Source organism: Amycolatopsis mediterranei (assembly GCF_026017845.1).
GTDB classification, from domain to species: domain Bacteria; phylum Actinomycetota; class Actinomycetes; order Mycobacteriales; family Pseudonocardiaceae; genus Amycolatopsis; species Amycolatopsis mediterranei.
On record NZ_CP100416.1, the window covers coordinates 6876415 to 6888743 of the forward strand.

At 71.7% G+C, this 12329-nt stretch carries 12 protein-coding genes; 3 read left to right on the plus strand and 9 right to left on the minus strand.

From position 1 onward, the window contains the following. Nucleotides 1–6: 6 nt before the first annotated feature. The 8 genes from ISP_RS30495 to ISP_RS30530 form a co-directional block, all read right to left on the minus strand. The gene (locus ISP_RS30495) at nucleotides 7–2190 is read right to left on the minus strand and encodes a TOMM precursor leader peptide-binding protein (RefSeq protein ID WP_013227744.1); all 2184 of its coding nucleotides are present in this window, start codon (nucleotides 2188–2190) and stop codon (nucleotides 7–9) included. Further along, the gene (locus ISP_RS30500; RefSeq protein ID WP_013227745.1) at nucleotides 2187–2426 is read right to left on the minus strand and encodes a hypothetical protein; all 240 of its coding nucleotides are present in this window, start codon (nucleotides 2424–2426) and stop codon (nucleotides 2187–2189) included. Before ISP_RS30500 ends, ISP_RS30495 begins: the two co-directional genes overlap by 4 nt. A gap of 115 nt (nucleotides 2427–2541) precedes the next feature. Beyond that, the gene (locus tag ISP_RS30505) at nucleotides 2542–2715 is read right to left on the minus strand and encodes a hypothetical protein (RefSeq protein WP_014467382.1); all 174 of its coding nucleotides are present in this window, start codon (nucleotides 2713–2715) and stop codon (nucleotides 2542–2544) included. A 153-nt stretch (nucleotides 2716–2868) separates the two neighbouring features. Further along, nucleotides 2869–4722 carry a helix-turn-helix domain-containing protein gene (locus ISP_RS30510; RefSeq protein ID WP_013227746.1) on the minus strand — a complete coding sequence of 618 codons (1854 nt, stop codon included), beginning with the start codon at nucleotides 4720–4722 and terminating at the stop codon, nucleotides 2869–2871. Nucleotides 4723–4782: 60 nt separating this feature from the next. Further along, nucleotides 4783–6150: an MFS transporter gene (locus tag ISP_RS30515; RefSeq protein ID WP_013227747.1), complete on the minus strand. Its 1368-nt coding sequence runs from the start codon at nucleotides 6148–6150 to the stop codon at nucleotides 4783–4785. A gap of 36 nt (nucleotides 6151–6186) precedes the next feature. Next, the gene (locus ISP_RS30520) at nucleotides 6187–6936 is read right to left on the minus strand and encodes a 3-hydroxybutyrate dehydrogenase (protein ID WP_013227748.1); all 750 of its coding nucleotides are present in this window, start codon (nucleotides 6934–6936) and stop codon (nucleotides 6187–6189) included. Between the two features lie 49 nt (nucleotides 6937–6985). Then, nucleotides 6986–7174 carry a DUF397 domain-containing protein gene (locus ISP_RS30525; protein WP_071831515.1) on the minus strand — a complete coding sequence of 63 codons (189 nt, stop codon included), beginning with the start codon at nucleotides 7172–7174 and terminating at the stop codon, nucleotides 6986–6988. Continuing rightward, nucleotides 7171–8016, minus strand: coding sequence for a helix-turn-helix domain-containing protein (locus ISP_RS30530; protein WP_230468441.1), 846 nt, complete (start codon nucleotides 8014–8016; stop codon nucleotides 7171–7173). The genes ISP_RS30525 and ISP_RS30530 overlap by 4 nt, the downstream gene beginning before the upstream one ends. 86 nt (nucleotides 8017–8102) lie before the next feature. Between ISP_RS30530 and ISP_RS30535 the strand changes: the two genes are divergently transcribed. Then, nucleotides 8103–8543 (plus strand): hypothetical protein, encoded by a 441-nt coding sequence (locus tag ISP_RS30535; RefSeq protein ID WP_014467383.1) that lies wholly within the window; start codon nucleotides 8103–8105, stop codon nucleotides 8541–8543. Here ISP_RS30535 and ISP_RS30540 read toward each other — a convergent pair. Continuing rightward, on the minus strand, nucleotides 8497–8889 hold the full coding sequence (locus tag ISP_RS30540) for a VOC family protein (RefSeq protein WP_013227750.1): 393 nt from the start codon (nucleotides 8887–8889) through the stop codon (nucleotides 8497–8499). The two genes, ISP_RS30535 and ISP_RS30540, sit on opposite strands and share 47 nt — an antisense overlap. Nucleotides 8890–8986: 97 nt before the next feature. Between ISP_RS30540 and ISP_RS30545 the strand changes: the two genes are divergently transcribed. Beyond that, a complete protein-coding gene (locus ISP_RS30545; RefSeq protein WP_013227751.1) occupies nucleotides 8987–9925 on the plus strand; it encodes a helix-turn-helix transcriptional regulator in 939 nt (312 codons plus the stop codon). A gap of 298 nt (nucleotides 9926–10223) precedes the next feature. Continuing rightward, nucleotides 10224–12290: an AMP-binding protein gene (locus ISP_RS30550; protein ID WP_013227752.1), complete on the plus strand. Its 2067-nt coding sequence runs from the start codon at nucleotides 10224–10226 to the stop codon at nucleotides 12288–12290. The last annotated feature ends 39 nt before the right edge of the window (nucleotides 12291–12329 follow it).

Here is a 12329-nt window from a genome sequence, read left to right on the forward strand (position 1 = left end):
GCACACCTAAAGGAAGATCCGCATCGGATTGAGGTCTTCGTAGGCGGTCGGCTCGGCCAGGCGGCCGAGCCGCACCGGCACGTCGTAGAGCCGCCCGGGCGCGAAGCGCCCCCAGAACCCGCGCAGGCCCGGCACGATCACCTTGACCACCGGCAGGCCGATGTCGGGCCGCGTCTGGTCGAGCACGAACACCTCGAGGCCGGCGGCTTCGAGCCGGGCCTGCACCAGCCGCAAGTCCGCCAGCAGGTCCGGCGACGAGACGTCATCGAAGCGGGCCAGGCCGAGCGCCGGGTCCGGCAGGAGGTACGGCTGGCCGGCCACGGTCGCGTCCCGCAGCCACCGCGCCGCGTCCGGGTCGTCGCCGCCGTCCCACCCGTCGAGGAGCGCGGGCATCATCTGGTTCAGCTCGGTCAGCGCGCGCCGCACCGCGACGGCCGGGTCGAGGTGGGCGCCGAACCCCAGCATGATCGCCTCGCGCGCCCCGCCGGTCTGCCGGGAGACCGCGGCCAGCACGGGCACGCCCAGGTCGGCGGTCAGGTCGAGGACCCAGAGTTCGCGGCCCAGACCCGCGTACGCCTCGCGCAGCTCGGCGATCCAGGGGTCGCCGAACGCGTCCAGGTCGACCGCCGGCTGCCGGGTGCGGTTATACCACCACAGCGCGACGGCGTCGCGTTCCACGACCTCGAGCATTCCCTGCAGCGCGGCGTCTTCCAGGGTGCCGCCCGCGGCGTTGCCGTTGGAGTCGGCGAGCACGGACGGCGGCCCGGGTGCGCCGAAGTACAGCATGGCGGTCGGGAACAGCCGGTGTTCGCCGCGGGTGAGCGACCACACCGGGGTCCAGTCCAGCACGGCGTCGTCGTCGAACGGCTCGACGACGTGCTGGAACGGCCCGTGATTCGCGTTGGTGCGCGCCCGGTCGGCGAACTGGCGTTCGTGGAACAGCTGGCACGTGCCGGGGTGCACCGCCTTGTCGCCCAGCGAACGGAAGCTCGCCCGCACCCGTTCTTCGTCACCGTCGTGGTGGCCGCTGTGCCGTTCGAGGGCCTCGCACAGCGCGCCGACCTCGGCCTGGATCGGGGTGACGCCCTTGCCGCCGTTCTGGCTGCGCAACGCCGTGGCCAGCCGATCGGCGCCACGCCGGCCCAGCGCGATGTTGGGTCCGGAGCGGTACGACGCGAACAGGGCCGGCCCGCGCGTGTCGCGGCGCAGCTCCTTGACGACGCCGGTCAGCGGGCTGACCAGGTGCCGGTAGGTGTCGAGCACCTGCTCCGGCGGCAGCACGCGATGCCCGCCGCCGTCGGTGCGGGACTTGGGCCGGGACTCGAACACCACCGGCCGGCGCGTCCGTTCGCGCACCAGCTCCGGGTTTCCGCAGGACGGGCACTGGGGCCGGGCGCGCACCTCGTGCCGTTCGCCGGTCAGGTCGCGGCTGTCGAACGTCCAGAGGGCCCGCTGGCCCGGGTACCGCTGCCCGGCCAGCCACTTGACCGCCTCGAGCGCGACCAGGTTGAGCGCGACGGCGGTCAGCGGGGTGAGCGTGACCTCCGGGCGCGGCAGGGGCCCGGGCCGGCCGAGCGCGGCGCGGACGTGGGCCTCGGCGGGCCGGTTGCCCCACAGGCGGGCGGCCAGGCAGTGCCAGCACGGGCCGTCGCCGGGGGTGAAGAACGGGCCGAGCCACAAGCGCGCCCCGAGGGGTTTGGCGAGCAGCCACGGACGTCCGGACGCGCGGTGTTCGGCGTCCACTTCGGACAGTGTTTCGCCGAGATAGTCGTGGCACAGCACCACGGAAAGCTCGGCTTCTTCGGCCACGGTGAGCCCGGCCGCGCGCAGGACGTCCGCCGACGCGGGATCCCCGCCGAACAACGCGACCCGGCCGCGCGCCGGCTCGGCGCCCACGGCGTCCCAGTAGGCCAGTTCGGGCGTGGAAGCCGCCGGGCGCAAGCCGATCAGCCCGGCTTCGGCGAGCCGGGTCAGCACCCCGGACGCCTCTTCGGCGGGGACGTCGGCGGGCAGGTCCCGGCGCAGGGCCGCGAAGTCCCTGGTGCCGTCCAGCAACGGAACCAGGGACTCCAGGTGCGGCCCGCGCAGCGCCGTCGCACCGTCTTCGGACAGCACGTAGACCGCGTCGCCGGGCACCACCGCGGTCCGCAGGTGCCGCTTGAACCCGACGACCGGCGGCGGTTCGGTCACCCGGCGGCCGCGGTCACCGGCTCGGCCACCTCGGGCAGGTACAACCGGACCGGCTCGGCGCAGACGCACAAGACGCACAACCGCACCGGCTCGGCGCAGAAGGTGGCGACACACGCCCGTACCGGTCCGGAACGCCGGGCGCCGGACCGGCCGTCGAGCTGGTCGATCCTCAGGTCGAGCACCTCGGGCGGCCCTGCTTCGAACACGGCGGTCAGTGCACGTTGGAATTCACTCACGGAAACCCCCTCGATTCCAGTGGACGTCAACTTCCACCGTGCCCGTTCGCCGAGCGATTCGATAGGGCTGGTCGGGCGGTTTCCCGCGTTCATCCGGCGGCATTCCCGGATTCGATCACCGACAGGGGCTGACCGACGGGCGAACCGGATCCGCCACCCAGGTGTAGCAAATCGGCACCGGGCCGGCCCCGGTACCCGACCGGCCGTCGAGCTGGTCGATCGCCAGCCCGGGCACCGCGGCCGGGCCAACCTCGAACGCGGACGCGAGCGCGCTTTCGAATTCCTTCATGAAACCCCCATCATCGGCGATATCCGTCGGTTTCCACGGTGCCCGGCCAGGCCACGGCCCGCTAGACCCGGGCGGCCGACGCACCGGGCTGCCGAGCGGCGCAACGGCTACTGGTCCGCGGCAATCTCGAAGAAATCGAAGGAAATCGAAGAATCACCGCGGTGCGCCGAGCCGGTGCAGCCGCAGCGCCAATTGGATCTCCAGCGCCCGATCCGGCGCCTGCCAGTCCTCCCCCAGCAGCGACGCCACCCGCTCCAGCCGCTGCACCACCGTGTTCACGTGGACGTGCAGCACGTCCTTCGTGCGCGCCAGCTGCGCGCCGTTCGCGAAGTAGGCCCGCAGCGTCGCCACCAGCTCCGTGCCGCGGCGCTCGTCGTAGTCCAGGACCGGCCCCAGCGTCCGGCGGACGAACACGTCCAGGTCCGCGCGGTCGCCGAGGAGCTGGCCGAGGAAGCCCAGCCCCGCCATCGCCGCGCCTTCGCCGGTCCGGCCGAGCGCCAGCAACGCCCGGACGCAGCGCGCTGCCTCCGCGTGGGCCTCCGCGATCGCCGCGGGGCCGCTCGCCGGCCCCGCGGCGCCCACCGTGACCGGGCGGCCGGTCGCCGAGCCGAGGTCGGCCGCGACGCGGCGGGCCAGCTCGTCCGGGTCGCCGGTGGCGAGCAGCACGACCTCTTCGGCGTGCACCCCGACCAGCGTCGCGTACCGGGCGGCCGCGCTCGCCACGCGCCGCCGTGAGCCGCCGTCGGCGTGGGCGACCAGCACCGCGTGCGGGGCCGAGAGGTCGATGCCCAGCCGGCGGCCGCGAGCCAGCAGCGCCCGGGGATTGCGGCCGGGCGCGGTGAGCAGGTCGGTCAGCAGCTCGCCGCGGACCTCGTCTTCGGCGCGCACCACCGATCGCCGCAGCATCAGCAGCAACGCCGTCACGACGCCGGCGCGTTCGAACAGCCGCCGGTCGGGGTCGCCGAGCCCGGGGCGACCGGCCAGCACCAGGCTGCCGAGCAGTTCCGGTCCCGCCTGCACCGCGCACACCCAGTTGTCCTTTGTGGACACCGCGCGCCCGGTGGTGCGGGCCGCGGCCAGCGCGTCCGGATCGAGGGCCACCGGATCCGCCGAACTCGCCAGCAGCGTGCCGTCGGCGTCGTACACCGTGAGCTCTCCGTGCAGCACGGCCGCGACCGCGTCGGCGACGTCCGGCAGGTCGCCCCCGCGGAGCACGAGGTCGGTGAGCCGGTCGTGGGCGTCCTCGGCGCGTTCCATCGTCGCGTTGGCCTCGTTGAGTTCCGCGACCGCGCGGCGGGTCTGGTCCAGGAGGTTCGCGCTGTCCAGGGCGATCGCCGCGTGGTCGGCGAGCGACGACAGCAGCGCGACCTCGTCGGCGGAGAACTCCCGGGCGGCACGGTCGGACGCGAAGAGCACGCCCAGCACCTTCGGGCCGATGGCCAGCGGGACGCCGAGGATCGCGGTCAGGCCCTCGTCTTCGACGCCGGAGTCGATGGGCCGGGTGTGCTTGAACCGGTCGTCGTTGAAGTAGTCCGACGTCGCGTACGGCCGCGCGGTCTGCGCGACCAGCCCGCCGAGGCCCTCCCCCATGCCGAGCACGATCTGCTGGAACTCCGCCGACACCGAGCCGTCGCTGACCCGGATGTAGGTCTTGCCCTCGGCTTCGTCGTTGAGGCTGAGGTAGGAGACGTCGACGCCGAGCAGCGCCCTCGCCCGCCGGACGATCGAGCGCAGCACGGTGTCCGGATCGGACAGTGCGGCGAGCTCGCTCGCGGTCTCGAACAACGCGGTGAGCCGGGCCTCGCGCCGCCGGTGCTCGGCCAGGGTCTCGCGGATCCGCAGGGCCAGCTCGCCCGCGCTGGCCAGCGCGGCCAGGTCGGCCGGGTCGAGGGCGCCCTCGGCGCGGGCGGCCACGACGACGTGCGCCAGCTGCTCGGTGCTCGCCCCGGAGGCGAGCAGGTCGAGCAGCCGGCGCAACGCGTCCGAGGGTGCGGTCACGGCGGTCATGTTACTAATCCGGCCAAAAGTAGGCCGACCCCCGCGCGGCGCGTAACCGTTGCCACGAAGTCATTCGGCCGTGGCTGTGGTCGGATTAGTAACGATCGGCACAGTGGGCGAAACGGTCGCCGTCTCCGCCTCGACGTCGTCCTGCAGCGATTCGCCGCGGGTTTCCCGGGCCGAAAGCAGCGCGATCACCGTGATCAGGCACATCGCCGCGACGTACAGCGACACCGGCACGGTGCTGCCCCAGCTGGAGAACAGCGCGACGGCGATCAGCGGCGCGACGGCCCCGGCGGCGATCGACGAGAGCTGGCCGCCGACGGAAAGGCCGGTGTAGCGCACCCGGGTCGGGAACTGCTCGGCGAAGAACGCGGCCTGCGGGCCGTACATCGCGCCGTGCAACACCAGCCCGACGGTCGTGGCCAGCACGATCACCGCCGACGACTTCGTGTCGAGCAGCGCGAAGAACGCGAAGCCCCACAACGCCATCCCGATCGCGCCGAACAGGTAGACCGGACGGCGGCCGACGCGGTCGGACAGCGCACCCCACAGCGGGATCGTCACGAAGTGCACGGCGGAGCCGATCAGCACCGCGGTCAGGCCGACGCCCTTCGGCAGGTGCAGCCCGGTCGTGACGTACACCAGGATGAACGCGGTGATCACGTAGTACGAGACGTTCTCGGCCATCCGCGCGCCGATCGTGATCAGCACCTGCCGCCAGCTGTTGCGGAAGACCTCGACCACCGGCACGTGCTTCTCGGCGCGCGCCTCGGCCTGGCGCTGAGCCGCCAGGAAGACCGGCGACTCGGCGACGGCCAGCCGGATCCACAGCCCGATCAGCAGCAGCACGCCCGAGAGCAGGAACGGGACGCGCCAGCCCCACGACATGAACGTCGCGTCGGACTGGGTGGCCGAGAGGATCGCCAGCACCGCGGTGGCCAGCAGGTTCCCGCCGGGCGCGCCGCACTGCGGCCAGCTCGCCCAGAAACCGCGGCGGCGGTCGTCGCCGTGTTCGGAGACGATCAGGACGGCCCCGCCCCATTCCCCGCCGAGCGCGAAGCCCTGGACGAGCCGGAGCAGCGTGAGCAGGATCGGCGCCAGGACACCCGCGGTGGCGTACGTCGGCAGGACGCCCATCAGGCAGGTCGAGCCGCCCATCAGCACGAGGCTGACGACCAGGAGTTTCTTCCGGCCGAGCCGGTCGCCGAAGTGGCCGAAGACCAGGCCGCCGACCGGGCGGGCGAGGAAGCCGACGGCGTAGGTCAGGAACGCCAGCAGCGTGCCGGTGAGCGGGTTCGCCGTCGGGAAGAACAGCTTGTTGAAGACAAGGGCGGCGGCCGAGGTGTAGAGGAAGAAGTCGTACCACTCGATGGTGGTGCCGATCAGGCTCGCGCCGACGATCTTGGCGATCGCCGACCGGTGGGGTTGGCTCACTGCGGGCTCCACTTCCTTGTGGTGGTAGGGCGTTGCTTAAGCGGCGGTCCAACCGCCGTCGAGCGGGATGGAGGCCCCGGTGATGTGGCCGGCGTGCGGGGAGCACAGCCACACCACCAGGGAAGCGACGTCCTCGGGTTCGATGAGCTTCTTGATCGCGGCCCGCTTGAGGAGGACCTCGGCGACGACGTCCTCACGCGGGATGTCGTGCTCGGCGGCCTGGGCGTCGATCTGCCCGTCGACCAGCGGAGTGCGGACGTACCCGGGGTTCACGCAATTGCTCGTGACGCCGTGTTCGGCGCCTTCCAGGGCGGCGACCTTCGACAGGCCTTCTAGGCCGTGTTTGGCAGCGACGTAAGCGGCTTTGAAGGCGGAGGCGCGCAGCCCGTGGACGCTCGACATGTTGACGATCCGGCCCCACCCCCGGGCGTACATCGCGGGGAGGGTGTGCCGGATGAGCAGGAAAGGAGCGGTGACCATCAGGGCCTGGATCCGCGTGAAGACCTCGGGCGGGAAGTCTTCGAGGGGCGCGACGTGCTGGATCCCGGCGTTGTTGACCAGGACGTCGACTTCGGCGGGCAGGGCATCGATCGAGGTGGGGTCGGTGAGGTCGGCGACGTGCGCCCAGCCGCCCACCTCGGAGGCGACGGCCTCGGTGCGGTGTTCGTCGATGTCGACGACGTGCACCTTCGCCCCGGCCGCGGCGAGAGCGCGGACGCAGGCGAGGCCGATGCCGCTCGCACCGCCGGTGACGAGGGCGGTGCGCCCGTCCAGATCGCTGGTCATGGAGGGGAACGGTAAGCGTGACCCCGGTCGCTAGCTATGTGCGCGAGGACTACATCTGGGGAAGATCCAGTGTGTTCGGCCGACACAATGCGGAGAGTAAGGCGCCCCACGATCGGGTGGAGATTTCGAGGGTGCCGCCGGAGCGGTCCTTGGTGTCGCGGATTTTTGCCGCAGGTCCGAGCGCCACTTCGACGCACTTGTCTTGAGTCGCGCTGTAGCTGGACTTCCGCCAGGTCATGCTGCCTCTCCCAAGTCGGCGATCACCTCCCGGATGAACTCGCCGCTCTCGTGCTCGTCCATCGCCGAGGCCGCCATGGTCTTCGCCGCCGCGCGGTAACTGGCCACCTGATCAGCATCGTAGAGGTAGGCGCTCGCCCGGTAGAGCTCCACGAAAACAATCGCCGGGAGGGCCTCGAACTCGAGCACACCGAAATTGTGGGTGATCGCCTGCGCACTAGCCCGCACCGGGAGCACCTGAAGCCGGATATTCCGCCGCATCGAAACGTGCAGCAGGTGCTGAAGCTGCTCCGCCATCACCGGCACACCGCCGACCTCGGCCCGCAGAGCGCCCTCGCCCACCACCACGTGGTAGTCGAGCGGGTGGTATCTCGCCAGCACTTCCCGCCGCGCCATCCGCGCATGCACGATCCGCTCGATCTGATCAGGCTGCTCCTGGCCGCTCAGCAAGGCCCGGATGTAGTCCGGGGTCTGGAAAAGTCCCGGGATCACCGCGGGCTCCCAATCGAAGATCGCCGTTGCCGCGCGCTCGTGCTCGGCATAGCTCGAAACACTCGGCGCCACACCGGGCACCCTCTTCTCCAGCCAGCTCGGCTCGTGGGCCGAGCGAGCCAGGTCCAGCAACCTCGCCCGCTCCCCCGGCTCCACGACGAGCGCCCCCATCAGCAGCGCCACCTGTTCCACCTTGGGAATCCGCTTGCCGTACTCCCAGTTGGACAGCTCCTGCGCATGCACGCCGATCTTCCGGGCCAGTTGCCGCACGCCGAGATTCCGCGCTTCCCGGCAGGTGCGCAGCCCGAACCCGAGCGCTCTCGCCCGGGGTGTCGCGAAGGGTGTCGCCATGACCGCATTCTGTCATCGGGGTCCGACATTTCCCTTCGCCGTCCGTCGGCTGGTGTCGCGGATCCGCGTCAGGTTCGCTGCTGGTCATGGACCCGGACCACGCCCTTCTGACCCGTCTTCGCGACCTCGCCGAAACGCTCCCCGGCGACCTCGCCTGGCTGACCGGCCCGCCCCTGCGCGCGGACGGCCTGCGCGACCTCGGCGAGCGCCTCAGCTGCCTCGGCGCCGACCTGATCAGCCGCGCGGGCGTGCTCGACGAGATCGCCGCCGCGCGGCTGCCCGCCCACGGCTGGATCCCCGAGTGCGGGCCGGAGCCGCGGCGCCGGCTGTCCCACTACGTCGGCCGCGGCGAGGTGCGGCTCGGCCTGATCTACTTCGCGAGCTGCGGCGCGGGGTGCTTCCCCTTCTACGGCACCGATCCGGCGGGCCGGACCGAGCGGCACGAGCGGTGCGAAAAGTGCGTCAAGGAGGCGTACCGGCTCATGAGCGTTCCGCCAGCACCGCGAGATAGTGCACGTTCGTCATGATCCCGAGGACGTTGCCGAACGGGTCGACGACCGAGGCCGTCACGAACCCGGGCCCGCGTTCGATGATCGGCTCGTACTCCTTCGCGCCCAGCTCCAGGAGGCGCGCGAACGTCGCTTCGAGGTTGTCGACGTGCCAGCGGACGATCTCGCCGCCCGGTTCGGCGTGCGTGAACGGGGCGTACTTGCGGTCGATGATGCCGAGTTCGTGCCGGTAGTCGCCGATGCGGAACTCGGAGTACCCGGGGACGTCGAAGTACGGCTCGACCCCCAGGAACTCCGCGTACCAGGCCTTCGCGGCCTCGAGGTCCTCGGCGTAGTACGTCACGGTGGCCATTCCTCGCAGCATGTCCGGCTCCTCTGAAGCGCCTCGTTCGAGCTTGTGGAGTCAGCATGCGGAGCAAAAGTGCTCATCGAGTGACCACTTTGTTTGCGAGACTGCTCCCATGCGCGCCGACCGCCTCGTGGCCACCCTCCTGCTGATGCAGACGCGCGGCCGCGTCACGGCCGCCGAACTGGCGGCGGAGCTGGAGATCTCCGTCGCCACCGCACGCCGTGACCTCGAAGCCCTCTCGGCGGCCGGGGTGCCCGTCTACCCCCAGCCGGGCCGCGGCGGCGGCTGGCAGCTCGTCGGCGGCGCGCGCACCGATCTCTCCGGCCTGAGCGCCCGCGAGGCGCAGGCGCTCTTCCTGCTGGCCGGTCCGGCCGCGGCGGGCGCTCCCGAGGTCAAATCGGCGCTGCGGAAGCTGATGGGCGCCCTGCCCGGCACGTTCCGGGCGGACGCCGAGGCGGCGGCGGAGGCGGTCGTCGTCGACCAGGCCGGCTGGGGCGAGCGCCCGAAGGACCGGCCGCCGATGGTCTCGCTGCTGCGGGACGCCGTCATCGCCCGTCGCCGGGTCCGGCTCGCGTACGCCGGGCGCGAGAAGTCCGAGCGGCTCGTGGATCCGTGGGGCCTGGTCGACAAGGACGACGTCTGGTACCTGGTCGCGGGGACGGCGAAGGGCCGCCGCACCTTCCGCGTCGACCGGATCGTCTCGGCCACTCCGACCGACGAGCCCGCGGACCGGCCGTCGGACTTCGAGCTGGCGGCGGTCTGGCAGGAGGTCGTCGAAGAGATGGAGAAGCGCCGCTCACTGCTGAGTGCGGACGTGGTGCTCGGCCGCCGGCACTTCGGGGTGCTCCAGGACCGGTTCGGACGGCACTGCGAGCTGGTCGCCGAGCTGCCCGGGGAGCGGGTCCGCGCGCGGGTGGCCGCGCCGGCGCCGGTCATGATCGCGCAGGAGCTGGCCGGGTGGGGCGCACTGGTCGAGGTCGAGGGCCCGGCGTCGGTGCAGGCGGAACTGGCCCGGCTCGGTGCGGAGCTGGTCGCGCGCTATCGGACGTGATCGCTGCCCGTTATGACACCGGATGTCGCAAACGTGCCGTCCAGCCTCACTACCTCCCGAAAGGCACTTGCACACTTTCCGGACCTTGCACGTCGATCATGTCGAACGGCCGTGATCACCCCTCAGCTTGGTGAACGCCGTTCATCGGTCTACAATGGACGGCAGCGGAGCACACTCGGAGTGTCCGTTACCGGCCGGTATCTGGCCGTTCGGAGTATCCCTGATCACCCGTTTGCTGCTATTGTGACGCCTCCGTGACCTGAACGTGCGTTCGGCGACACCTCGGTGAGGGCAGACAATGCGTGACGATGTGGTCGAGGCGAGTGCCGTGGTCGGACACCCGCCCGACGTGGTGTGGCAGATCGTCGGATCGCCGGAGTGGTACTCGCGGTTCGTGCCGGAGATCAGCTGGTGCGAGATCCAGGAGCCGGCCGGGCGCGGGCGCGGCCCGAAGGCCGTGGTCCGGATCGTCCCGGCGCGGGGACCGATGCTCGAGACGCAGATGCAGGCCGTCGTCTACCGGCCGGGCGAGCACGTCGTGTGGTGCGGCGTCCCCGACGAGGGCACCTGGGTCTCCCTGGAGCTGAGACCGCTGGCCGGTGGCCAGACCGAGCTGTTCGTGCGGATGATGCTGCCGCCGTCGTACCTGGAACTGGTGTCGACGATCAAGAAGGACGTCCGCGCCCTCGCCCGGCGCCTCGACCTGCACCTGGCCGGGGAGCACGACCCCGGCACCGAGAGCGAGACCAACAAGGCCACCAAGCTGCGCACCACGAGCATCCTGCTGCGCGCCGGGGTGGTCAGCGCCGGGCGGCCGGACAAAGTCGCGCGCCAGCTGAACTCCCTCGCGCAGTGGGGCGCCACGGTCGCGGGCGGCTACCAGGCCGCGGCGGCCCGCGTCCCGGACGAGCTCGCCCTGCACGACGAACGCAGCGTCCGCACCTTCCGCCAGGTCCAGGAGCGCAGCGACCGGCTCGCCAACGCGCTGAGCGAACTCGGCGTCGTCGAACGCGACCGGATCGCGCTGATGTGCCGCAACCACGCCGCGATGATCGAGTCGTTCGTCGCGGCCAGCAAGCTCGGTGCCGACGTCATCCTGCTGAACACCGGCCTGTCCGCCGCCTCGGTCAAGGACGTGCTCGCCGAGCACCAGCCCTCCGCCGTGCTGGCCGACGACGAGTTCGCCCAGACGATCGCGAACGTGCCGGGCGACTTCGCGCGGATCAGCACCTGGCCGGACGCCGACGCCGGCTACCCCACCGTCGACGAGCTGATCCACGCCGCACCCGCCGACCGCCCGAAGCCGGTCGAGCGGCCCGGCCGGCTGATCGTGCTCACCTCCGGCACCACCGGGACGCCGAAGGGCGCGCGGCGCCCCACGCCGAAGGGGCTGGGTACCGCCGCGGCGATCCTCGACCGGATCCCGCTGCGCTCCGGCGACCGGCTGCTCGTGGCCGCGCCGCTGTTCCACACATGGGGCCTCGCCGCGATGCAGATCGGGATGGCGCTGCGGGCGTCGCTCGCGCTGATCCGCAAGTTCGACGCCGAAGAGACGTTGCGGACGATCGCCGAGCAGAAGTGCGACGCGCTGTTCGCCGTGCCGATCATGCTGCAGCGGATCATGGACCTGCCCGAGCGGATCCGCGCGCGCTACGACCTGTCGTCGCTGCGGATCGTGGCCAGCAGCGGCTCGGCGATGTCCGGGCCGTTCGTGACGTCGTTCATGGACACCTTCGGCGACGTCCTCTACAACTTCTACGGCTCGACCGAGGTGTCCTGGGCCAGCATCGCCGACCCGGCCGACCTGCGCGCGGCACCGACGACGGCCGGCCGCTGCCCGCTCGGCACGCGGCTGGCGATCCTGGACGAGGACCGCAAGCCGGTGCCGCCGGGCGGCGAGGGCCAGATCTTCGTCGGCAACGACATGCTGTTCGAGGGCTACACGAGCGGAACGGACCCGGCTCGCGCGGCGGACATGATGGCCAGCGGCGACGTCGGCTACCTCGACGCGGCGGGCCGCCTGTTCGTCACCGGCCGGGCCGACGAAATGATCGTCTCGGGCGGCGAGAACGTGTTTCCCCGCCCGGTGGAAGAGGCGCTGGTGGCGCTCCCGGGCGTGCACGACGCGGCGGTGGTCGGCGTGGCGGACGCGGAGTGGGGCCAGCGCTTGGCGGCGTACGTCGTCCCGCGCCGGGGTGCGTCGCTGCACGCGGAGGACATCCGCCAGTACATCCACCACCGCCTGGCTCGCTTCGCGGTGCCGCGGGACGTGTATTTCGTCCCGGACCTGCCCCGCAACGCGACGGGCAAGATCCTCAAGCGCCTCCTCCACGACGACACCTGGCCGGCGACCAGCGAATACTGACCGCGGCGGTCGCCTCAAGCGCCCCAATGTGGCCTTGGT

Coding starts and splice junctions, on each gene's coding strand:
- ISP_RS30505 (WP_014467382.1), bottom strand. CDS start 2,715: ATGAAGGAATTCGAAAGCGCGCTCGCGTCCGCGTTCGAGGTTGGCCCG.
- ISP_RS30510 (WP_013227746.1), bottom strand. CDS start 4,722: ATGACCGCCGTGACCGCACCCTCGGACGCGTTGCGCCGGCTGCTCGAC.
- ISP_RS30520 (WP_013227748.1), bottom strand. CDS start 6,936: ATGACCAGCGATCTGGACGGGCGCACCGCCCTCGTCACCGGCGGTGCG.
- ISP_RS30525 (WP_071831515.1), bottom strand. CDS start 7,174: ATGACCTGGCGGAAGTCCAGCTACAGCGCGACTCAAGACAAGTGCGTC.
- ISP_RS30530 (WP_230468441.1), bottom strand. CDS start 8,016: ATGGCGACACCCTTCGCGACACCCCGGGCGAGAGCGCTCGGGTTCGGG.
- ISP_RS30535 (WP_014467383.1), top strand. CDS start 8,103: ATGGACCCGGACCACGCCCTTCTGACCCGTCTTCGCGACCTCGCCGAA.
- ISP_RS30540 (WP_013227750.1), bottom strand. CDS start 8,889: ATGCTGCGAGGAATGGCCACCGTGACGTACTACGCCGAGGACCTCGAG.
- ISP_RS30545 (WP_013227751.1), top strand. CDS start 8,987: ATGCGCGCCGACCGCCTCGTGGCCACCCTCCTGCTGATGCAGACGCGC.
- ISP_RS30550 (WP_013227752.1), top strand. CDS start 10,224: ATGCGTGACGATGTGGTCGAGGCGAGTGCCGTGGTCGGACACCCGCCC.